Source organism: Bradyrhizobium sp. SUTN9-2 (assembly GCF_003122645.1).
Taxonomy (GTDB): Bacteria; Pseudomonadota; Alphaproteobacteria; order Rhizobiales; family Xanthobacteraceae; genus Bradyrhizobium; species Bradyrhizobium yuanmingense.
Genome location: NZ_LAXE01000001.1, coordinates 3,053,258 through 3,073,903, shown reverse-complemented (window position 1 = coordinate 3,073,903; position 20,646 = coordinate 3,053,258). Strand labels below are relative to the sequence as shown.

At 60.3% G+C, this 20,646-nt stretch carries 18 protein-coding genes and 3 pseudogenes; 7 read left to right on the top strand and 14 right to left on the bottom strand.

Features of this window, described 5'->3' with window-relative positions; all coding sequences use genetic code 11:
• Positions 1-6: 6 nt before the first annotated feature.
• The 11 genes and pseudogenes from XF30_RS14050 to XF30_RS14000 all read right to left on the bottom strand — a co-directional run bounded on the left by XF30_RS14050 (position 7) and on the right by XF30_RS14000 (position 9,377).
• Complete coding sequence (locus XF30_RS14050) at positions 7-1,095, bottom strand: glycosyltransferase family 2 protein (RefSeq protein WP_109143062.1); 1,089 nt, start codon at positions 1,093-1,095, stop codon at positions 7-9.
• A 6-nt stretch (positions 1,096-1,101) separates the two neighbouring features.
• Positions 1,102-2,052, bottom strand: coding sequence for a glycosyltransferase family 2 protein (locus XF30_RS14045; protein ID WP_109143061.1), 951 nt, complete (start codon positions 2,050-2,052; stop codon positions 1,102-1,104).
• 16 nt (positions 2,053-2,068) lie between these two features.
• Entirely contained in the window at positions 2,069-2,818 is a 750-nt protein-coding gene (locus tag XF30_RS14040; RefSeq protein WP_109143060.1) for a cephalosporin hydroxylase family protein, read from the bottom strand.
• The gene (locus XF30_RS14035; protein WP_109143059.1) at positions 2,815-3,558 is read right to left on the bottom strand and encodes a formyltransferase family protein; all 744 of its coding nucleotides are present in this window, start codon (positions 3,556-3,558) and stop codon (positions 2,815-2,817) included. The genes XF30_RS14040 and XF30_RS14035 overlap by 4 nt, the downstream gene beginning before the upstream one ends.
• A gap of 7 nt (positions 3,559-3,565) precedes the next feature.
• Positions 3,566-4,708, bottom strand: a complete 1,143-nt coding sequence (locus tag XF30_RS14030; RefSeq protein WP_109143058.1) for a DegT/DnrJ/EryC1/StrS family aminotransferase — start codon at positions 4,706-4,708, stop codon at positions 3,566-3,568.
• A gap of 5 nt (positions 4,709-4,713) precedes the next feature.
• Entirely contained in the window at positions 4,714-5,259 is a 546-nt protein-coding gene (rfbC, locus tag XF30_RS14025; RefSeq protein ID WP_109143057.1) for a dTDP-4-dehydrorhamnose 3,5-epimerase, read from the bottom strand.
• Positions 5,260-5,280: 21 nt separating this feature from the next.
• Positions 5,281-6,627 carry an ABC transporter ATP-binding protein gene (locus XF30_RS14020; RefSeq protein ID WP_192893137.1) on the bottom strand — a complete coding sequence of 449 codons (1,347 nt, stop codon included), beginning with the start codon at positions 6,625-6,627 and terminating at the stop codon, positions 5,281-5,283.
• 5 nt (positions 6,628-6,632) lie between these two features.
• A complete protein-coding gene (locus XF30_RS14015) occupies positions 6,633-7,496 on the bottom strand; it encodes an ABC transporter permease (protein ID WP_109143055.1) in 864 nt (287 codons plus the stop codon).
• A 296-nt stretch (positions 7,497-7,792) separates the two neighbouring features.
• A pseudogene (locus XF30_RS40140) lies at positions 7,793-7,901 on the bottom strand (NAD-dependent epimerase/dehydratase family protein); the annotation flags it as partial.
• Between the two features lie 118 nt (positions 7,902-8,019).
• A complete protein-coding gene (nusG, locus tag XF30_RS14005; protein ID WP_109143053.1) occupies positions 8,020-8,535 on the bottom strand; it encodes a transcription termination/antitermination protein NusG in 516 nt (171 codons plus the stop codon).
• Complete coding sequence (locus XF30_RS14000; RefSeq protein WP_244608948.1) at positions 8,532-9,377, bottom strand: winged helix-turn-helix transcriptional regulator; 846 nt, start codon at positions 9,375-9,377, stop codon at positions 8,532-8,534. The genes nusG and XF30_RS14000 overlap by 4 nt, the downstream gene beginning before the upstream one ends.
• A 292-nt stretch (positions 9,378-9,669) precedes the next feature.
• Between XF30_RS14000 and XF30_RS13995 the strand changes: the two genes are divergently transcribed.
• The 6 genes from XF30_RS13995 (at position 9,670) to XF30_RS13970 (ending at position 15,461) form a co-directional block, all read left to right on the top strand.
• Positions 9,670-10,026: a hypothetical protein gene (locus tag XF30_RS13995; RefSeq protein ID WP_146207701.1), complete on the top strand. Its 357-nt coding sequence runs from the start codon at positions 9,670-9,672 to the stop codon at positions 10,024-10,026.
• Positions 10,027-10,214: 188 nt separating this feature from the next.
• The gene (locus tag XF30_RS39330) at positions 10,215-11,162 is read left to right on the top strand and encodes a hypothetical protein (RefSeq protein ID WP_109143050.1); all 948 of its coding nucleotides are present in this window, start codon (positions 10,215-10,217) and stop codon (positions 11,160-11,162) included.
• Complete coding sequence (locus XF30_RS13985; RefSeq protein WP_502696098.1) at positions 11,110-12,081, top strand: hypothetical protein; 972 nt, start codon at positions 11,110-11,112, stop codon at positions 12,079-12,081. Before XF30_RS39330 ends, XF30_RS13985 begins: the two co-directional genes overlap by 53 nt.
• A 155-nt stretch (positions 12,082-12,236) precedes the next feature.
• Positions 12,237-13,322, top strand: a complete 1,086-nt coding sequence (gene gmd, locus XF30_RS13980; protein WP_109143048.1) for a GDP-mannose 4,6-dehydratase — start codon at positions 12,237-12,239, stop codon at positions 13,320-13,322.
• Complete coding sequence (gene fcl / locus XF30_RS13975; protein WP_109143047.1) at positions 13,303-14,259, top strand: GDP-L-fucose synthase; 957 nt, start codon at positions 13,303-13,305, stop codon at positions 14,257-14,259. Before gmd ends, fcl begins: the two co-directional genes overlap by 20 nt.
• Before the next feature lie 17 nt (positions 14,260-14,276).
• Positions 14,277-15,461, top strand: a complete 1,185-nt coding sequence (locus XF30_RS13970; RefSeq protein ID WP_109143046.1) for a glycosyltransferase family 4 protein — start codon at positions 14,277-14,279, stop codon at positions 15,459-15,461.
• A gap of 220 nt (positions 15,462-15,681) precedes the next feature.
• Here XF30_RS13970 and XF30_RS13965 read toward each other — a convergent pair.
• Positions 15,682-16,060, bottom strand: a pseudogene (locus XF30_RS13965) (transposase); the annotation flags it as partial.
• A 575-nt stretch (positions 16,061-16,635) separates the two neighbouring features.
• Positions 16,636-18,540: a polysaccharide biosynthesis protein gene (locus XF30_RS13960; protein ID WP_109143045.1), complete on the bottom strand. Its 1,905-nt coding sequence runs from the start codon at positions 18,538-18,540 to the stop codon at positions 16,636-16,638.
• A 286-nt stretch (positions 18,541-18,826) separates the two neighbouring features.
• Between XF30_RS13960 and XF30_RS13955 the strand changes: the two are divergent.
• Positions 18,827-19,738: pseudogene (locus XF30_RS13955) on the top strand (UDP-glucuronic acid decarboxylase family protein).
• 540 nt (positions 19,739-20,278) lie between these two features.
• Here the strand turns inward: XF30_RS13955 and XF30_RS38115 are convergent.
• Positions 20,279-20,646 (bottom strand): hypothetical protein (locus tag XF30_RS38115; protein WP_158284377.1); only part of this gene is annotated, 368 nt, incomplete at its 5' end.

The following is a 20,646-nucleotide window of genomic DNA, read 5'->3' as shown; positions in this document are numbered from 1 at the left end:
TACTCCCTACCTGCCGCCCCCTAATCCAGGGATTCGTGCTCTAATACGTGCGAGATTCCGCGTGAGAAGTCGGGAGGCTCGCGCAAGTTTTCGCGCGAACAGCGCGCCGGTTCTGGCGGCATTCCGCGCGATAAAACCGGAAGCGTGCGCCTTCCACGTCTGGATCTCTTGCGATTTTGTCGTCTTCCACTTCTCGAAATCGTTCATCCGTTCATCGAGGTCGCGCTTGAACTCCGAATGTTCGTAGTCCCATGCGGCTCTGCCGGATGCGACATAGTCGTACGGGGATCTCACGGCCAGTACGGCCACCGTCAGCGGCCAATAGTAGCTGCCCTCCGCTGCCCGGCGATAGTTCTCGAAATAGGTCGATCGCTCATCGCGTGGATAGATCTGCGAGCGCGGGCTGACCACTGAATCGACGATGTCCGTAGGGACGCGCTTCTGCAGCACAAGTTCATCGTCGACGACCAGGTTGGAGCGACACAAATAGGCATAGACCAGGTTCATGTCGTTCCCCCAAGTCGACGGACGATCACGAAACAGATCGATCACCCGCGCCAGTTCCTGCCGCCGGAAGATGGAATAGATCAGGTTGGCCTTGCCCATGATTTCGGGCTCCCAGAGAAATCGCGCCAGATCGAGGAATTTGAACGCGCTCGACTGGAAACGTTTGAAGCTCGGATAGGCCCTGACGACGTCGCCGTTCATGTTGATGTTGACGACCTGGCAAAACCAGGCCGAGGCACGCGGATTCCGATCAAGCGCGGCGACACCTCTTTCCAGGAAGTCGGTCGGCCACAAATCGTCATCGGCCGCCCAGAGAAACAAAGGCGCTCGCGCCTGGTCATAGACGAACCAGAAATTACTCTCGGCGCCCCGGTTGACCGGCTGACGTACGTACCGGAAGCGCGGATCCTCGCTGGCGTAGCGCTCGCATACTTGCCTCACCTCGGGGTTGGTGGAGGCGTTGTCGGAAATGATGAGTTCGAAATCGGCGAATGTCTGCCGCTGAAAGATATCGAGCACCAGCGCGAGAAGTTCGGGGCGATTGTAGGTCGGCAGACCAACCGAAACACGGGGTACGCGGTCGCTCATCTAGGATCAATTCTGTGCTACTGGCTTCGCTGCGGTGGGCCGCGGTGCTTCCGGGCCGACAGGCTTCCACCGCAATGCGAGGAGACATTCATGCTTGAAGAGACAATATGCGGCGAAGGTGCGTAGCCGTCCGGCCGTCCGGGAATCGAGCCCGAGGGCGTCAATTGCCGCGAAATTCTCATGCATGACCATCTTGTGATACTGGTGCAGCGATCGACAATCCGTAAGATAATTCCGCCAGCCCCGCCAATAGGGCAGCCGACCGCCGACCTGCTCCCATTGCGCCTGCTCGCAAACGGTTCGCGGCGCCGACTTGTAGAGGCCAATTTCCGGAATAACCCGGATATTTCCCCACGATGCCAGCAGGATCTGCATCGGGATCTCGTTGAGCGTCCGGCCAATCCACTCGGTAACCGGCTTCCCATCGTGGAACAGAGCTTCCCGCCTGAAGACGCCGTAGACCAGATTGCCGTAGACGTGACGGAGCAGATGTTTCACCCGGTCGACTGGCGAGCGTGAGGAATAGCTGTTGAACGGCGAGCCCTCGAAAAAGAACGGAAACAAGATCTTCCCGTCGACTTCGTATTGGGCTTCCATCTGGCACACCGCGAGCCCGGGATCTGCCACGAGCCGTTGGACGCAGCGCTCGACAAAGAACGGCTCCCAGCGATCATCATCCGCGGCCCACATGAAGAACTCGCCGCGCGCCCTGAGCACCAGGGACGAAAAATTGCGCATGGCTCCGATATTTTCCGGATGCCGTTGGTAGCTGACCCGTGCATCGTTTGCGGCGAACTCGTCGACGACGTCTCGAACAGCCGAGCCTGGAGACGCGTTGTCAGAAACGACGATTTCGATGTGACGATAGGTCTGCGCGCAAAGGTTGCCAAGCGTCCGCCGCAACCCCTCCGGTCGGTCGAACGTCGGTATTCCGATGGTGACGAGCGGCTCAGTCATTTGGCTACCCGAACCCTCACTTGAGACGCTTGAGGTAACCGTCCGGGGCCACCGTGACCAACAGCTTGTGCTGGATGCTCTTGTCGATCTCGAATTCCGGGTGCCGCTCGAGGAACTCGCATACGGCAGTCTTGGCATTGTTGCCCCGGCTCCAGGGTCGATCTGTGAAAGCGTCAGCGGGCATATCCTCGATCACGGTGTCGAACACGATGCAATAGCTCCCGACGGTCGCCAGATGGGCGAAGGCGTCCAGCTCCGCGAGGACGTGATCGTGGGTATGGTTGCTGTCCAGCATGACGAGAACGCTGCGTTTGCCGGCAGCCTTGGCCCTGACCGCGGCAACCACCTCCGGAGCGACACTGGACCCCTCGATCATGGAGATCCGCCGGGCCATCGGATGCGCTTCGACCGCGGCGCGGTTGTGGGCGCGGATGTCGATATCGATTCCCAGCACTTCGGCATCCTTCGCGCCGCCGGAAATCGCGTTCAATTCCAGCATTGAAGCGGAGAAGATCAGCGATCCTCCGTGCGCGATGCCGGTCTCGATGATGAGGTCAGGCTTCACCGACCAGATGATCTCCTGAACAGCGAGTATATCCTGAGGATATTGGATTATTGGACGGCCCATCCACTCGAAATGGTAGGAGTATTTCGCGCGATTGGCGCGATCCATCCAGGCGCGCGTGGCAAGAGCGAGTTCGCCATCATCGCCCATCTGCGCGATCTCGGTCGCGCATTCGCGCTTGAATTTCTCATACTCACTCATCGCGGCTTCCTCTTGATCTCAACGCGAACCTCATACACGTCATCGCCATCCGAGAACGAACAGGCGGGATAGCCTGAAAAGGTGCGTGCACGCAGCAAATTCAGCAGATCGCGCGCCAAATACGTCCTCTCGATGTCGATCGCACTGGCCGGCTCGAGTTCGGAGGCGCGGTGAAAGGTCCCGGCTCCGGGATGCTGCGGCCGGGTCTCGAAGTCGAGGCTCCGAAGTCTCGGATACGCCTCTTGAAACAGCTTTAGCATGGCCTCCCTCGCCCGTTGGTAGAGCGATTCGCCGGTATCCTCCCAGTCATAGGGAAGCTCGGCCTGGGCGACGATATCGCCGGTATCGACCCCTTCGTCGACCATATGCAGGGTCACCCCAAAGGGCACCCGATCGACAATCGACCAGAAATTGTAGTGTTTGCCGCGGCCGTAGGGCAGCAGACTCGGATGGGTGTTGACGAACCCGCGGCGAGGAAGGCCGAGCAGTGGCGGCCGGATGATCTTCGGCCACCACGCCAGAATGCCGAGGTCGAAAGAAAGGCGCTCGCTCGCGGCGAAATCCGAGATCTGGCTGGACGACTGAAAGACGAGCGACGGCACACCCGCGCAACCCGCCATCGCGGCGATCTCATTGTCGGCCGTACTCACCACCAGGCCGAGATCGTCCGGATAATTTCCAAGCAGCCAGCGAGCGACTTCGAAGCCGATGTGACCGTCCGCAAACAGGAGAAGCTTCATTGCAGTGTCAATTGTCCGACAGAAATCGGCGCACGACGGCGATCACGCGATCCTGCTCTTCCTGCGTCATATCGTGATAGCTGGGCAGATTGATCGCGCGTTCGGGAATCGACCACGCCAGCCGGTTGCCCGGCACGGCCTCGAACATCGACAATCCCGATAGCGGATAGAAAAAAACCCGGGCATCGATATTGTCGGCTGCGAACGCGGCCGCGAGCTTTTCGCGCGACACGCCAGTTGCTTCGTCGAAGACAACCGTGGGCATCCAGGCACCGTTGACGATGTTGCTTGGTTCCGGGTTCATTCGCACCCCCGGCAGATCACGCAAGCGGTCGCGGTAGTAGTGGAAGATCTGCCGCTTGCGGCCGATCAGATCGGCAACTCGATCCATTTGCGCACAGCCGAGAGCCGCCTGGAGGTTAGACATCTTGTATTTGAAGCCCACCTCGTCCGGCCAGAACTGCTTGTGCTGCGTTCGCGATCGGCCGTGGTTCGAGAGCGTCAGTACGCGCTCGTAAAGGGATGGATCGTTGGTCACGAACATCCCGCCCTCGCCCGTGGTGACGGTCTTGGTTCCATGAAACGAGAAGGCCCCGAAGCGCCCCATGCTTCCGGCACGTCTGCCGAAATACTCGGAACCGATCGCCTCCGCGGCATCCTCGATCACCGGAATGCCATGCCGTTCGCCGATCGCCAACAAGCGGTCCATGTCGCACAGATTGCCGTACAGGTGAACGGCAAGGATAGCCTTAGTCCGCGGTGTGACCGCGGCCTCCACCAGATCGGGGTCGATGCACCAACTGTCGGAACGAATATCGACAAAGACGGGGGTCGCCCCGAGGTGGGTGATTGGCGCCGCCGAGGCGATCCAGTTGGTATCGGCCATGATGACCTCGTCACCCGGACCAATACCGAGCGCCGCCATTCCCATGTGCAGCGCGCCGGTGCAGCTTGACGTGGCTATTGCGTGGGACACTCCGAGATGATCCCTGAAGGCAGCCTCGAAGCGATTGATATAGTCGTAGCAGCGTGCGCCCCAGCCGTTGGCCGCGGCATCCGCCGCATAGCGCGTCTCGAGCTCCGTAATGGACGGCTTGGTATAGAGTATGCGAGACGGTGTCGACGAAGCCGTCGGAGTTCGATCTGGCATGCAATTCACCCAAGTGATGCTTCGAGAAACGATGGCGGCAGCGCGCGGTCCCGTTCCGAGATGATAAAGTCCGCGAGCGGCCAGTCGATGGCCAACGCGGGATCATCGAAGCGGAAGCCCCTTTCGGCACCAGGCACGTAAGCCGGTGTGATCTCGTAGTCGACATCGCTGGCGTCGACCAAGGCCTGGAAGCCGTGCGCGAAGCCCTTCGGAATATAGAGAATGATGCCGTTGTCGGCGGTCAGGGTTTCACCGTACCATTGACCGAAAGTCGCCGACTCCCGCCGCAAATCGACCATCACGTCGAATATCGCCCCGCGCGTGCATCGCACGAGCTTGGTCTCAAGATGCGGAGCGGCCTGGAAGTGCATGCCGCGCAGGGTTCCTGCACGTCTGTTTGAGGAGATCGATCTCTGGATGAAGTCGGTTTCAAGTCCGCGCGCACCAAAGGTCTCGGCGCAGAACCGCCGCGCGAAGCTGCCACGCTGATCGGTGATCCACTGCGGCTCGATACGATACGCACCGGCAAACTTAAGCGCGTGGAAAATCACCGGACTGCTCCGCTCCGCCGCTCACGCACGGGCGACGTCCCAAGTCATCGATGGTCTGACAGGCCCAGGGATTCCATCGAACACTCGCTCCGTAATGCTGAAGCGCAGTGCTTGCTGGAGATAGAAATGGATCCGCTGCGGATTGACCGAGGTGAGCGCTACGCCGACGACGAAGAACCCCACATTGAGAAATCCTTGCGGGATTGACATCCGGGTGGTGTAGATACCGGGCTCCAGCTCGGAATTCTGCGACGGAGAACTCACGAACACATACTGATCACCCAGGAACACGTGAAAGTTCGGCATCATCGTGTGGCCAGGCTTCAGCACTTCGAATTTCATTTCGATGCTGATCAGTTCGTTCCTGTCGATGGTTTCGAGTCCGTCGAGATCACCCACCAGCAATCGCGCGCCATGAAGTTTCGCGACATCATCGCCCGGTCTCAGCGCTTCCAGGGGGAAATTCAACGAAGACCTGGGAAACATCCCGCGACGCTCGCCGGCGGACCCGCCCTCGGAATCCTGGGCGGCTTCACCATCATTTGCCGCGGCTGCCTCGGCGACGGCCGCCGCCCGTTCCATCTGCCTCGCACGCTCGGCCGCCGCGGCCGCCGCATGGACGCTCTCGTAATACTGGTCACAGATCTCGTCCGCAGGACCGAACGCAACGATCCGGCCGGACTCCATCAGGACAGCCTTGTTGCACATCGTCCTGATGATCTTGTCCGAGTGACTTGCCAGGACCATGATGGGGCTTCGTCCGATGAACTCCTTCATTCGCGCCTCCGCGCGCTCGGCGAAGCGGAGGTCGCCGGTGCCGAAACCTTCGTCCATCAGGATCACACCGGGGTCGAGCGACGTCACTAGCGCAAAGCCCAGGCGCATTGTCATGCCCGTCGAGTAGGTGCGCACCGGGAGGCTTAGATACTCGCCGAGTTCGCAGAATTCCTCGATCTCGGGAATTTTCGCCTCAATTTCCCGCCGCGTCATCCCGATTAGCATTCCGGACGTGATGATATTCTCATAGCCGGTGTCCTCGCCGTCGAGCCCGGGCATAGCGTCAAACAGCGGCGTCACGCGTCCCTCGACCCTGACGGTGCCGGAGACCGGCGGATAGATGCCGGCCATCAGCTTGAGGAGCGTCGACTTGCCGGCTCCGTTGTGGCCGACCAAGCCGACACGATCACCGTCGCGCAGCGCGAGCGAGATGTCGCTCAGGGCTTTGACGGTGATGCGATCATTGTTCTTGCCCTCGCGCTCGATCGAACCGCCGGTGGCACGCTGGAACAGCGCCTTGCGCAGGCTCTGCTGCTGAGCCCCATAAATCGGGAAATGCGCATTCACATTTTCAAGAATGACGGTCGCCACTTTGCTCAACTCCAATAGGCGATGCGCCTGCGGAAGCGCTTGAACATGGCATATGTCAGCCACCATCCGCCGATGCACATGACGATCATGACCACATAGCTGATCGCGCCCGGCACCCTGCCGACCAGCGGCCCGCGAACCACATCGATCACGTGATAGAGAGGATTCGATTCCACAAACAGGATACGTCGCACTCCCGTCAACGTGTCGGCCGGCCAGAACAACGGCGTGATCAACATCGAAATCTGTATGGCACTGGAGACCAATTGTGGCACGTCGCGAAATCGCAGGCAGACCAGCCCAAGAAACAGCGATATCCAAACGCCGTTCAAGATGACGAGCGCAAGTCCCGGGAATACCAGCAGGAGTGTGAAACTGAGAAGTGACGGCTTCAGCGCCACGACGACCAGGAAATAGACAACGAAGTTGTGCAAGAGCACAAGAAAATTTCGCCAGACCAGCGCATAGGCGAGGATCGAGTACTGGAACCTGATGTTGCGGAACAGCGCCTGTCCGGCAATGAACATGTTGCACGATTCCATCGCAATGGATGAAACCAGCATCCAAACGACCATGCCGCTGACCAGAAACGGCAAGTACTCAAAGATGTCCTGGTGCCAGAGCGCCGCGCCGACGAAGCCGACGCTGAACGTATAGATTGCAAGCGTAATCGATGTCCAAAACGGACCAATCGTCGTCCGTCGATAACGCCTTTTCACATCGAGCCAGCCGAGCCGGCCCCACAGCTCGCGCCTGAAGAGCCCAAGCCACAAATCTTCGGCTGCACTGATCTCCAGCGAGCGCAGGCTGACGTCGGTATCTTTGATACCGCCAATCTCATCTTCAACAGGCGTCAGAACAATCGTCATACTCGGCTCCGCGTCGCGCCGTCAGGTTGTGAGGCCGAATGTTGGTCTCTCTCGCCGGCCAAACAAAAGCAGTCGATTCCGCGACACACAAGACGATGTGCGGTCGATACGCGACCGTGCGAGATGATGATTTTGGCTGTCATGGCTTTCATTGGAGGTTGAGCTTCCGCTCCCAAGCGAGCGCGTGCTTTACGATGGACTCACGGTCGTCATAGGCGGGCGCCCACGACAACACTCGCTGCAGCCGCCGACTGTCAGCGACGATGGCGGCCGGATCGCCGGCACGCCTCGTCCCGGAAGCCCGACGACAGGTTGCGAGCACGGTCACGCGCTCGTTTCGATCGACCAATCCAACACGATGTGGCTGCCGATGTAGCCTGCGCCGCCCGTTACCAGAATCGTCATTCGCCGAAAATTTCCATGCTACCGCACTCCGGGTGAAACGCTCTCCACCCGGAGGCTCCCGAAAGGAGCAGACACGAAGCACGGCGCCCTCAAGACCGCGCCGCGCGAGTACTCGCACTTAGGCGGTGGCGACCAGATCCACGTCGAGGTGAACGCGGACCTTGCGGCCGAGCATATCGAGCAGAATGGCGACCCGGTCATGGTCCCCCATTCCGTCGAATAGCCCGGCATTGTCCATGAAGGCGCCTGCACGCACCCGCACCTTGTCACCAAGCGCGAACGCCGGCTTGGCTTCCATGCTCACAAAGCCGCGCTCGTCCTCGCGCGCCCTCAACGCACCGAGCACGCCCCTCGGCACCGCGGCCGGCTCTTCGCCGTTGCAGACGAGATGCGACACGCCCTGGGTCGACTGGATCGCGCGCCAACGCTGCGTCGCCATGTCGATGGCCACGAACATGTAACGCGGAAACAGCGCTCTTGCGACGAAATCGACTTTGCGCGCATGGCGCCGGCGCTTCAGATAGCGCGGCAGATAGATCTCGTAGCCCTGGCGCGACAGGTTCTGCGCGGCCTTGGCCTCGCCGTTCACCTGGGTCTGCACCACATACCAGCGCGCCTCGACCGCCTCGCTCATGGTGCACCTTCCGCTTTTCCGTTTCGCTCGCGCAAGCCCAGCAGACCCGGCGCGAGCACCCGCTCCGCGCCGCACACCGCGGCGGCCGCGTCATAGAACGCGCCGGCGTGCGCGACGTCGGTGACGATGACGGCGTCGAACGCCTCCTTCACCTCGTCATAGGACCTGAAAACATTGACGCCGACAAAGCGTGCAACCTCGGTTGCGGGATCGACGACCGCCACGACCGCAACGCCCGCCTCGACCGTACAGAGGATCGCAACTTCGGCCAGGTCCGATTGGCCCGCAAGCACCACGCGGGAAAAGCCTCTCGCCTTGGCCTCGTCGAGCACGCGCGCGCAATCGCTCTTGGCCAGCCGGAAGAAGGAAAATGAGTTGGACAGATATTGAACCGTGAGGCGGGATTTCTCGGCGAAGCCCTGCGGCGTCAGGTAATAAGCGTAGCGGCGCGCGGGCGCATCACTCACCTTGACCAGCCCCTTCTTGATGCAGCGTTTGAGGTAGGCGTTGACCAAGCCGAGCGCGATGCCGAGCTCGGTGGCGATGTGGCGCTGCGAGCGCGCACCATCGCTTTCCACCGAACTCAACAGGCCAAGAACGATTCGCTCGTTCTCATGGTCTGCGTTTAGCAAGCGCTCACCTCTCAAGTCTCCAGCCGCAGCGAAGGCTATTACTGCGTTCAAGCCGTGAACGTCAAGCGGAACGTTCAAGACGTGAACACATATAATGTATTGAAATAAAATACCTTTTTTCTCCGAGATAAGATGGGGTTGGCGGGAGGATATCGGGAGCGGCGCGACCGGAGCGCATATAGCAGGGCAAGATGCCGTCGACGGCGACAAGCTTCGAGCTTCATCATTGCGTCAGCTGCCCCATGATACCATTTGCTTTGACGCCAAATGATTACGGCAACTGAAAAGCATCGGCCGTAGACGAACGGGTTGACGCGCCGCCGGCAGTTGCGATCCAAGGTCGCATCTCGATTCCACTGCGGGACACGCAAAATCAAGGCTCGACGCCCGTCCTACGAAATCGCGCACAGGATTCCGTGCGCGAATCGTTTGTTGCGTGATCCTTCGTTGCATCGGTCAAAGCCAGCGCGCTGGACATGTCTGCCGGTTCTGGAAATCCGCGATGAGCTTGAGTTCCACCCTCCACGATCCGCTAGACGCTTCGGATCCGTCGGACAGCTTTTCCAGCGGATCGGCGTTTCAGTTGCTGTTGCAACAGGGGCAGTCGTCCGGCGCGCCGCCGACACCCGTCGTCCTTCCCGCCGAGACGTACGAAGCCCAGGCGGCAGTCAGCGCCTCCGGCCCTGGCGGTCCTGGCTCCGTGGTCGCCGAAACCTCCGGCGGTCTGATCATCAATCTCATTTTCGACGCGGCCGCGATGGCCGCGCCTGCGAGCTTCCGCGCCGGCATCGAGCAGGCGGCCGCGATTCTGAGCTCCGCGATCTCCGACAAGGTCACGTTGAACTTCAACATCGACTAACTGGGACAGGCGGCGGCGCGGCAGCCGGCCCGATAGCGGCCAATGGGCCACCTATTCGACGGTGAGAGCCGATCTCGTCAACAATGCCTCGCCCGGCGACACCCCATTTGAACGCGTTGCCGACAGGATCGACCATCCAGGGCCAGTCGAGCGTCGCGGTCTGGAATGCACAGCTCTAGCTCTGGGGATTGGTTGGCGCCAACGACACCACAACCGACGACGGCACCGCGACCTTCGCGACCGACATCGATCCGAATCTCCTGGTCGGGGTGGCGCTGCACGAGCTGACCCATGCGATGGGCCGCGTGCCCTATGGGCCCCAGCCGGACGTTTTCGGTCTCTACCGCTTCACGAGCCAGGGCGCCAGGCTGCTCACCGACAACATCCCCGCGAGCGCCTCCTATTTTTCCCTGGATGGCGGCAATACCAAGATCGCGGACTATGGCCAGAACTCGGATCCCAGCGACTTTCTGAACAGCGGCGTTCAGGGCGCGACTGATCCCTTCAACGAATATTACTCGTCCGGCACGCTGCAGCAGCTGACCGCAATCGACCTCAAGCGGCTGGACACGCTGGGATTCCACCTGGCCGCGCAAGAAACCGTGGTGATCCAGACCGACGGAACACAAGCCTTGTCCAGAACGGGTCAAACTACTTTCTCAATCCGGTCGGCGGCGGAACCGGCCCCGAACTCCATATGGCAGTGCGCCCGTCACCGTCAGGATGTGGGCGGGATGGGCTCACAGACGGTCAGCGGCTACGACATTGCACGGAAGAACGCCAGCAGCGGCCAGTTCAACATCTGGAGCACCGACGCCAGCGCCCACTACAGCACAAATCTCTTGAGCTTCGTTTCCGGGAGCAATCCCGCGCTGGAATCCTACGAGAGCACATTCCATCAGGATCTGAATGGCGATGGCGCGATCGGGATCCAAGTTGTCATCCTTGAAACGGACCTCACTACGAGGTTGGTCCAATCCGGAGGGAACTATTTTCTCGAGGCCGCCGGCAGCTGGACCGGTCCCGAGCTCTGGCGGCAGCGGGCCGGAGCTCTACTTTGCAGGCGCGCCGGTCACGGCCGGAATGTGGGCTGGCTGGGCGCCGATCGGCGCGGTGCAGGCGTCAGGCGGGTCTGATGTGGCCTGGAAAAACACCGGTACCGGCCAGTTCAACATCTGGAGCACCGATAGCAGCGGGCACTACATCACCAACCTGCTCAGTTTCGCCAGCGCAACGAGCACCGCGCTCGAATCGTACGAAACCACGTTCCAGCAGGACTTCAATGGCGACGGAACGATCGGCATCCCGACCGTGGTCATCCAGACCGACGGATCAACCAGCTTGGTTCAAGCCGGACCGAACTATTTTCTCAATCCAGTCGGCGGCACCGGCCCAGAGCTTTATTTCAGCGGAGCGCCCGTCACTGCCGGAATGTGGGCCGGCTGGGCGCCGATCGGCGCAGTGCAGACTTTTGGCGGTTACGATGTGGCCTGGAAGAACGCCGGCACCGGCCAGTTCAACATCTGGAGCACCGACAGCACTAGACACTACATCACCAACCCGCTCAGCTTCGCGGCAGCGACGAGCACCGCGGCCGAGTCGTACGAAACCACCTTCCAGCAGGGCTTCAACGGCGACGGCACGATCGGCATGCCCGCAACGGCGCCCGCAGCTTCTGCAATGCAGACCACGTTCAATGGAGAAGCGCTGACGCTCGACGCACCCTCCACTTTTAGCGGGCAGCTCCTGGGCTTTGGCGGCGACACCACACTTGCCGGCTCCGACCAGGTTGATCTGCGTGGCTTCGACTTCAATACACTGCATTCGAGCTTCGACGGCGCTTCCGGCACCCTTTCGCTGAGCAACGGCGCGAATGCGGCGTCGCTGCAATTCCTGGGACAGTCTTTGCAGGACAGCTTCCACTTCGCCGACGACGGCATGCGGAACGTTGTCGTCGCTGCCACGCCGACCGCACAGGCGACTGTTGCGAGCCGGGACTTTTCGTTCCGTTTTCGGCCCGTCTTGCCATTAGACTTTGAAAAGCCGAGATGCTAAGGCCATGCGCCGTTGAGGCGGCTCATTGCGCTCCTCGCTTCCCGTGTCAATGAACAGGGGTTTTCGGGCCAGTGCCGAACTATGAGCGGGGGCACGGCCGACGTGATCTTGGCTGACGCCGGAGACGAGTGGCGACCGCGTTTGGTGGAGAAGAGATGCAGGCACAGGACAACAAACGGCGCGTGGCGCTAATTACCGGCGTGACCGGTCAGGACGGCGCGTACCTCGCTGAATATCTACTCGGCCTCGGCTACGCCGTGCATGGCATCAAGCGACGCTCGTCCTCCTTCAACACCGCCCGCGTCGATCATCTCTACCAGGACCCCCATGTCGGCAACGTGCCGTTTTTGATGCACTATGGTGACATGACGGATTCGACCAACCTGATCCGCCTGGTGCAGCAGATCCGCCCGACCGAGATCTACAATCTCGCTGCGCAAAGCCACGTCGGCGTCAGCTTCGAGAGCCCCGAATACACCGCCAATGCGGACGCGATCGGCGTGCTGCGCCTGTTGGAAGCCATCCGCATCCTCAGCATGGAGAAAGAGACCCGCTTCTACCAGGCCTCGACCTCCGAGCTTTATGGCCTGGTGCAGGAGATCCCGCAGAAGGAGACCACGCCGTTCTATCCGCGCTCGCCCTACGGCGTGGCAAAGCTCTATGGCTACTGGATAACGGTGAACTACCGCGAGGCCTATGGGATGTTTGCCAGCAACGGCATCCTGTTCAACCATGAGAGCCCGATCCGCGGCGAGACCTTTGTGACCCGCAAGATCACGCGCGGGGTCGCCCGCATCGAGATGGGGCTGGAGGAGACGCTCTATCTCGGCAATCTCGAGGCCAAGCGCGACTGGGGCCATGCGCGGGACTATGTCGAGGGCATGCACGCGATCTTGCAGGCGGATAGCCCTGACGACTTCGTGCTGTCGACCGGCGAGACGCGCTCGGTGCGAGAGTTCGTGGAGCTTGCTTTTGCCGAGGTCGGCCGCAACGTTGAATGGCGCGGCGAAGGCGTCGAGGAGACCGGCGTCGAAAGTAAGACCGGCAAGACCGTGGTGCGGATCGATCCCATCTATTTCCGCCCCACCGAGGTCGATCTCCTGATCGGCGACTCCAGCAAGGCGCGGGCCAAGCTCGGCTGGAAGCCGAAGACGAGTTTTGCTCAGCTGGTGAAGGAAATGGTGGCGGGCGATCTTAGCGAGGCCCGGCTGGAGGTCGCCAATGGCAAGCACGCCGTTTGAGCTGAAGGGCAAGACGGTCTTCGTGGCCGGCCATCGCGGCATGGTCGGCAGTGCGATTGTACGCCGGCTGGTACGGGAAGAGGTCAAGCTCGTCACCGTGGACCGGCGCGAGGTCGATCTCTGCAACCAGGCCCAAGTGTTCGACTGGTTCGCGCGCGCGCGGCCCCAGGTGACCTTCCTCGCCGCAGCCAAGGTTGGTGGCATCGTTGCCAACAACACGCTGCGCGCCGAGTTCATCTACGACAATATCGCGATCGCGGCGAACGTGATCCAGGCTGCCCAGATGAACAGCTCCGAGAAGCTGATGTTCCTCGGCTCGTCCTGCATCTATCCAAAGCTCGCACCGCAGCCCTTGCGCGAAGATACCATGCTGACCGGTCCGCTGGAGCCGACTAACGAGCCTTATGCGATCGCCAAGATCGCCGGAATCAAGATGGCGGAAGCCTATCGCAGCCAGTATGGCTGTGATTTCATCAGCGTGATGCCAACCAACCTCTATGGCCCCGGCGACAATTACCATCCCGAATACAGTCACGTGGTGGCCGCGCTGATTCGTCGGTTCCATGAGGCGAAGCTGTCCGGAGCTGCAAACGTGGTGGTCTGGGGCACCGGTACGCCGCGGCGGGAGTTCCTATATGTCGACGATATGGCAGATGCCTGCGTGCACCTGATGAAAGTGCATTCGTCGAGCGACTTGGTCAATATTGGCACCGGCGAGGACATCTCGATTGCCGAATTTGCGAATGTCGTGGCGCGCACCGTCGGCTATACGGGCGCGATCAGCTACGACACCTCGCGTCCCGACGGCACGCCCCGCAAGCTGCTCGACGTTAGCCGCCTCGCCGCACTCGGCTGGCGCGCCCGTACTTCGCTGGAGGACGGCATTGCGCTGGCCTACCGCGCCTATCTCAGCGAGAACAAGCAGGCGACGGAGTGACCGACGGCCCTCATCCGATGACCTCAGGCGCGATCAATCGACCGTCGCGCCTCCTCTATGTCGTGGTCGAGGATTGGGCCTTCCTGCTCAGCCGCCTACCGATGGCGCGCGCCGCCCGCGACGCAGGTTTCGAGGTCCATGTCGCGAGCAATGTGAACGAAGGCCGGGCCGCGATCGAGGCGGAAGGCTTTGTGCTCCACCCGATTCCCTTCAAGCGCGGCGGCCTGTCGCCGCTTGCGGCCATGCGTGCGGTGCTTGCGATCCGCAAGATCGAGAACGCGATCGGTCCTGCGGTCGTGCATCACTCCGCTCTGCAATGCTGCGTGTTGGGCTCGCTTGCCGCACTCGACCGCGATTTTCCGATCGTGAATGCCATCACCGGGCTCGGCTACATCTTCACCTCGCCGGGTCTTCTAGCGCGCCTGTTGAAACAGGGCATGGTCTTGCTTTTGCCGTGGCTACTCAACCGCAGGCACAGCAACATTCTGGTGGAAAATCCTGATGACCGCGACGCACTGCTGGCACTTGGCGCGAGGCCCGAGCGGATCACGCTGATCCCGGGCTCCGGCGTCGATGCTGACAGGCTGCAGCCGCTGCCCGAGCCTGATGGCCCGATCACCATCGGCTTTGTCGGACGACTCCTGGTCGACAAGGGCATCCGCGCGCTGGTCGCGGCCCATGATCTGTTGCGGACTCAGGGGCACAATATCAATCTGATTATCAGGGGCGATCCGGATCCGGCGAATCCGGCGTCCGTGTCGCCCGACGAGGTCGAATCCTGGATCAGGCGTCCCGGCGTTGCCCGGCTCGGCTATGTCGATAATATCGCCACGCTGTGGCGCACGGCGCATATCGCAGTGCTGCCCTCGCATCGCGAGGGCCTGCCGGTCGCACTGATGGAAGCGGCGGCTTGTGGCCGGCCGCTGGTTGCCACCGATGCGGCCGGCTGCCGCGAGATCTGCATCGCCAATCAGACCGGGCTATTGGTCCCAATCGAAGATCCGCCGGCGCTCGCCAGCGCTATCCTGACGCTTGCGCAGTCGCGGGAGTTGCGCGCACGCTTTGGCGCTGCCGCGCGGAAACTGGTCGACGACAAGCTCTCGGCGCGCATCGTCGGCCGATCCATCGTCGAGCTGTACAACAAGCTCAGTAACGAAAAGCGAGCCGCGCTGTCCGCGGCCTTCTCTCCACCCGCACGTTGAAGTGCCGCGCAGCAAACAGCCATGAACGTGCTGTCGGGACGAGGTCGCCGCCATCGTCGCCCCTGCACCCAAGGCAGGGATGATCCGCAGCGCGGCCAATCCGGTCCATCCCAGCCGTCTGGCCATTCACATTCCCCTGCGACTGACCGCCACGCGGCGCGGCGAAGTCCGCGAACTAGTTACAATGCGGCTCGGCATCAACCAACGTCGAATCGAAATCGCTGGAGCGATAGCGGATCATCTTCCGATCCGCACCCACGATCGAGCAGGCCCGCCGTTCCGACAGGCTCATGACGGCCTGCAGATGCGCGACAGCAGCGCGCTTGGCGGCGGGCCCTACCATTTTTTTGAAAGGAGCTCGCGAAGTGCGGCTGCAACGAGCATCTGCTCGGCCAGAAGCTTCTTCAGCTTCCCGTTCTCCTCCTCCAGGGCCCGCAACCGCTTCGCCTCGGAAGTCCATGCCGCCGAATTTGGCCTTCCAATTGTAGATCGTCGCCTCGGAGACCCCGTGCTTGCGAGCCCAATCGGCCGTCTTCGCCCCCCTCATGCTCCTTCAGCACCGCAATAATCTGCTCTTTCGTGAACCGTGCTCGCTTCATCTGTCCGTCCTTCTTCGGGCCGGACTCTAACTCCGTCTCGAGGAAATACTTAGCGGCAGGCCAGAGGGCTGCTCCCGATGCGGCGGTGGTTCATAAGATCGCGTGCCCACGGCGCTCCTGATAGATTGGAGGACTGCGAGGGCGTTTGGTTTGGAGTGGCGCAACCAAAAAGCGAGGCCAGACAGCCTGCTAAGGCAGTTGCTCGAACCAAAGGGCTCATTCGACTCCCCCAGCTAACGACCGCTTGAGAAAAGCATGAAGTGAGTCGTGCAACAAGATTAGACTTGTCCCGTCGCCCACGCGTTCTTGCCCTTGGCCAGGCCCATGTCTGGAGAACGATGACGCGACCGGTTCGTTGCAGCACAGATCGGATTTACGAGATTAAAGCTGGGTACGCTGCCGCTGGGGGCCGCAAGCGCTCGCTGCAGCAGCGCGTCTTCCTTGCTCAAAGCCCGACCGCGGCGAACAGAGGTCCGTCGCGATCGAAATCATGGTGGTGGTGCTTGCGCGGCCGCATAGCGCTGAGCGGGCTTTTGCGTCGCTCACAAAAAAAGAAGAAAAAGAAGATCGTCTGCCTAAGCCGCATCGTTCCGGAACTCCGGCACGGCCTCCTGCAGAATCGCTTGAATTGCCTCTCTGTCCACTTTCTCACTGGCCTCTTTCAGTGCTTTTACCCAGCTCCTCATCTTCCACATCGAAGCTTCGTTGGGCTTCGCGGCCATTACGCCGGCAACTCCGATATCGACCTTTGGCTCTTCGCTCGCGAACAGGATTTCGTTCAGCCTTTCGCCCGGCCGAATGCCGATGAAAGTAATATCGATGTCACGGCCCGGCTCGAGGCCGGAAAGTTTGATCATGCGCTCTGCTAGATCCACAATCTTCACCGGGCGGCCCATGTCGAGAACATAAACGGACACGTCTCTTTGATCTGCCCACAACGCGTGAGACGCCGCGGTCATGACCAGTTCGCAAGCTTCTCTGATCGTCATGAAATAGCGAACCATATCAGGATGCGTAACCGTGACCGGGCCGCCTGCCTCGATCTGCGCCTTGAATTTTGGAACGACGGAACCATTAGAGGCAAGGACGTTACCGAAGCGGACGGAAATCAGTCGCGTCCGGTCCGCCGTGAGGCCCGTTCCAATCTCGGAATCAAGGGCTTGGCAATACATCTCTGCGAACCGCTTAGTGAGGCCAAGCATCGAGACCGGCTCGATAGCCTTATCGGTTGAAATCATGACCATCGCATCAGCGCCGCACAAGACGGCCGCATCGGCAACGTTGATCGAGCCGAACACGTTCGTCTTCACGCCCTCGCCCCAGTCCTGCTCAAGAATGGGAACGTGTTTAAGCGCCGCAGCGTGAAACACGATTTGAGGTTTGAATTCCGCCAACAACCGAAAGATCCGGTTTCGGTCTCGCACGTCCGCGATCCTGGCTTCCAGCTTCGCAGCCGGATTAGTGACGGAGATCGTCTCCATCAAACGGTACAACGCGGGCTCAGAGTTATCGATCACGAGTAGTCTGGCCGCGCCGTGACGAAGTACACGATCACAGATTTCGGAGCCGATCGATCCCGCTCCTCCGGTGACCACCACCGCCTTTCCCTCGACCAGATCTTCGAGCCGCCGATGGTCGATGGTATGGATCGGCCGCAACAGGAGATCTTCTACGGCGACCGGCTTCAGCTTCGGCGTCTCCCCGCTCTCCAGCGAGGGTAGTTGGCTTACGACCATGCCCAGATTTCTGGCCCGCACAAGGATTGACTCAGGATGCGCATCGGGCTCAAAGCTCGACGGCCCCATCACAAGCCGCGCTATCGGTCGCTTGCGATTGGCAAAATCGCGAATGACGTTTTCGAAATCGTCCAAGCCGCCAAGCACGGGAATATTGCGAACCAGCTGCCCTCGGTCCGCTCGCGAAGGCGAAATGAGCCCTATCGGGAAAATTCCCTTGACCAAGCCGTTCTCGATCGCGCGCAAAAGGACCTCCATGTCGGCAGCCCTACCGACAATGAGCGTTGGAGGCGCATTCTGCTCGCGAACATGACGAAGAGTGCGGCTATATCTGAAATACCGATAGGCAAACCGCGATGCGCTAAGGAAGAATACTTCAAAGAACCAGTACAGAACGATAGTAATCTTTCCTAAGAAAAATGCACCAAAGACGTTCGGAGATACAAAAATGTAGTCGGCCACAACCAATGCGGCCGTGAGAACAGACGCGACGCGCAGAATGTTGAGCGCGTCAGGCAGAGATATGAACCGCCATTTCGTGGTGGTTAGATTGAAAACGTAGCAAACGACGACGCTGAACCCGACAAAGAACGGCAGCAGGCGAAGTAGCAGAGGTAATCGCTCGAATAGAAGATCGCCTTCGAAACGAAGACAGAAGCTGACAAGGACCGCCAGAGCTGTCGCAATAGCGTCATGCAGCGCAATCAGATAATTGCGATAGGTGAGACTGGAAATTGGCGTCACAGTGGAAGTCCTGCCTTGGCGCTGCCGCGAACCCGCCTAGGGGGTCTTACCGTGCGCAGCATCGCTTTTCTATCGAGAAAAAATGACGGGAAGCGCCAACGCCTCGGGACAGCGGACAATGCAGCGACCGGTCTTTGCGCAAATTGCGACCACGGTATAAGAATACCTATAACATTAAGGATTGGCTATCAGCCGCGCCGCCAATAGAAGTCGCGCTCGAGCCCTAGTCAGCCGAACCCAAGCGACTGGAGCCGATGCCCTTGAGCGTTACCACAACGGCCGAATCCTGGTGACCGGCGGGCCGGCTTAATAGGTTCCCACTCGTGTGAACGGCCGCTTGCCGAAGGGGCGGAGGTCCTCTCGGTCGACAAGCTTCACCGGCAGCCGGCGCAACATCGCTCATCTCTTGCAGAACCCGTGGTTCGAGCGGTCAGGCGCGACGTAACCTTTCCGCACTATGTCGAGGTCGACGCGACTTCAATCTCGCCTGCCCGGCCTCGCCGATCCATTACCAGCGCGATCCCGTACAAACGACTAAGACCAGCGTCCACGGCGCCATCAACATGATGGGATCTAGCCAAGCGTCTCAAGGCGCGGATCTTCCAGGCTTTTACGAGCGAAGTTTATGGAGAGCCGCTGATCCATCCGCAGACTGAAAAATATTGGGGCAACGTCAATCCGATCTCCGTTCCTGCTACGATGAAGGCGAGCGCTGCGCCGAAACCCTGTTCTTCGACTATTGGCGCCAGCATCGGTTGCCGATCAAGGTTGTTGGCCGCATCTTCAACACATACGGTCCGCGAATGCAGCCGAGCGACGGCCGCATCGTTTCATCGTTCATCGTGCAGGCGCTCAAGGTCGATCCCATCACCATCTTCGCCGACGGTGGCCAAACCAGTCGTTTTGTTATGTCGACGATCTCGTCGAGGCGACCATTCGGGTATGTTGTCTCCTGACGGGTGCACGGGGGGCCGTCAATCTCGGCCGCAACTCGGAATTCGGCCGAGAAGGTGATCAAGTTCACCAATTCATGCTCCAAACTCATCTTCAAGCCGCTGCCGCAAGACGATCCGCGACACCGCCGGCCGGATCTTTCGACGGCAAAGCGCTGCTGGACTGGCAGCCGAAAGTCGCACTGGACGAAGGGGTGCAGAAGACGATCGCTTATTTCAAGGAAGGGGTGAACTTAGCCGAGTGACGGGCAAGTTGCCGGGGTGCCATCTTCCACGCGTCTGAAAGCGGTATCAGCAACTGCCCCAGGCCGGCGAAGCAGCATGGGGGCGGGCGATTTATTCCCTTCAACGGTAGCGGCTTGGCCAGGCGGATGGGCGTCCCTGCCCGACGCAACCGGCGCCTTCTTCCACGCCAACTGGCGCGAGACCAAGATGGGCTCGGAATCCCCTTCGTAACATTCAGTTACGACGCGTCAGTTACCGTCGTCCTTGCATTTTTCGGAATTCCTCAATTTTGATTTGTAGCGGAGTCGGCTGCCGCTTCTCTGCCTTCTTCGCCTCAAGCTCCCGCAGAAGCTTGTCCGAATAATGCGAGCGCGGTCTTGTTTTGCGCCGCAATTAGCGCCGCAAGTGCACCGGGTAAAGAGACACATCGATCAGCATCTGCGAGAGACCTTCAGATATCAAAATCTGGACCACGCCTGCATCCCTCGCCAGGCGACGCAGCTTCTCGACACTCTCGTCTGCCAGGCTCGATGCCTGCGTTTTATCCTCGCTCGCATACGTCAGGCGAGCAGATCGTGCGCCGCGAAACCTGCCAGATGATTGAAGTGGCCCGAAAGCAGATCGGCGACATTTGCGTCGATCTGCGTCACGGCTTCTAGCACGGGATTGGATGGGCCGAGCGAGGCCCTTGCACCATTGCTGTCTGCATTCAAACCTAGGAGCGCCGTAGGAACGTACTCAAAGTTGTTGGATTCGGCGAAGATAGAATGGAACACAAAGGTGTCGTCTGCGGCCATTGCAATTGATGAACTGCCAGCAGCTATCGCAACAACACCATCGCTATTTAAATCCTGATGGAACGTGGTCTCATACGATTGTAGCGCCGCGCTCCTCCCGGAAACGAAACTGAGAAGGTTAGCGACATAAC

Coding starts and splice junctions, on each gene's coding strand:
- XF30_RS14050 (WP_109143062.1), bottom strand. CDS start 1,095: ATGAGCGACCGCGTACCCCGTGTTTCGGTTGGTCTGCCGACCTACAAT.
- nusG (WP_109143053.1), bottom strand. CDS start 8,535: ATGAGCGAGGCGGTCGAGGCGCGCTGGTATGTGGTGCAGACCCAGGTG.
- XF30_RS14035 (WP_109143059.1), bottom strand. CDS start 3,558: ATGAAGCTTCTCCTGTTTGCGGACGGTCACATCGGCTTCGAAGTCGCT.
- fcl (WP_109143047.1), top strand. CDS start 13,303: ATGGCAAGCACGCCGTTTGAGCTGAAGGGCAAGACGGTCTTCGTGGCC.
- XF30_RS14015 (WP_109143055.1), bottom strand. CDS start 7,496: ATGACGATTGTTCTGACGCCTGTTGAAGATGAGATTGGCGGTATCAAA.
- XF30_RS13995 (WP_146207701.1), top strand. CDS start 9,670: ATGAGCTTGAGTTCCACCCTCCACGATCCGCTAGACGCTTCGGATCCG.
- gmd (WP_109143048.1), top strand. CDS start 12,237: ATGCAGGCACAGGACAACAAACGGCGCGTGGCGCTAATTACCGGCGTG.
- XF30_RS13970 (WP_109143046.1), top strand. CDS start 14,277: ATGACCTCAGGCGCGATCAATCGACCGTCGCGCCTCCTCTATGTCGTG.
- XF30_RS14040 (WP_109143060.1), bottom strand. CDS start 2,818: ATGAGTGAGTATGAGAAATTCAAGCGCGAATGCGCGACCGAGATCGCG.
- XF30_RS14030 (WP_109143058.1), bottom strand. CDS start 4,708: ATGCCAGATCGAACTCCGACGGCTTCGTCGACACCGTCTCGCATACTC.
- XF30_RS14045 (WP_109143061.1), bottom strand. CDS start 2,052: ATGACTGAGCCGCTCGTCACCATCGGAATACCGACGTTCGACCGACCG.
- XF30_RS13985 (WP_502696098.1), top strand. CDS start 11,110: ATGTGGGCTGGCTGGGCGCCGATCGGCGCGGTGCAGGCGTCAGGCGGG.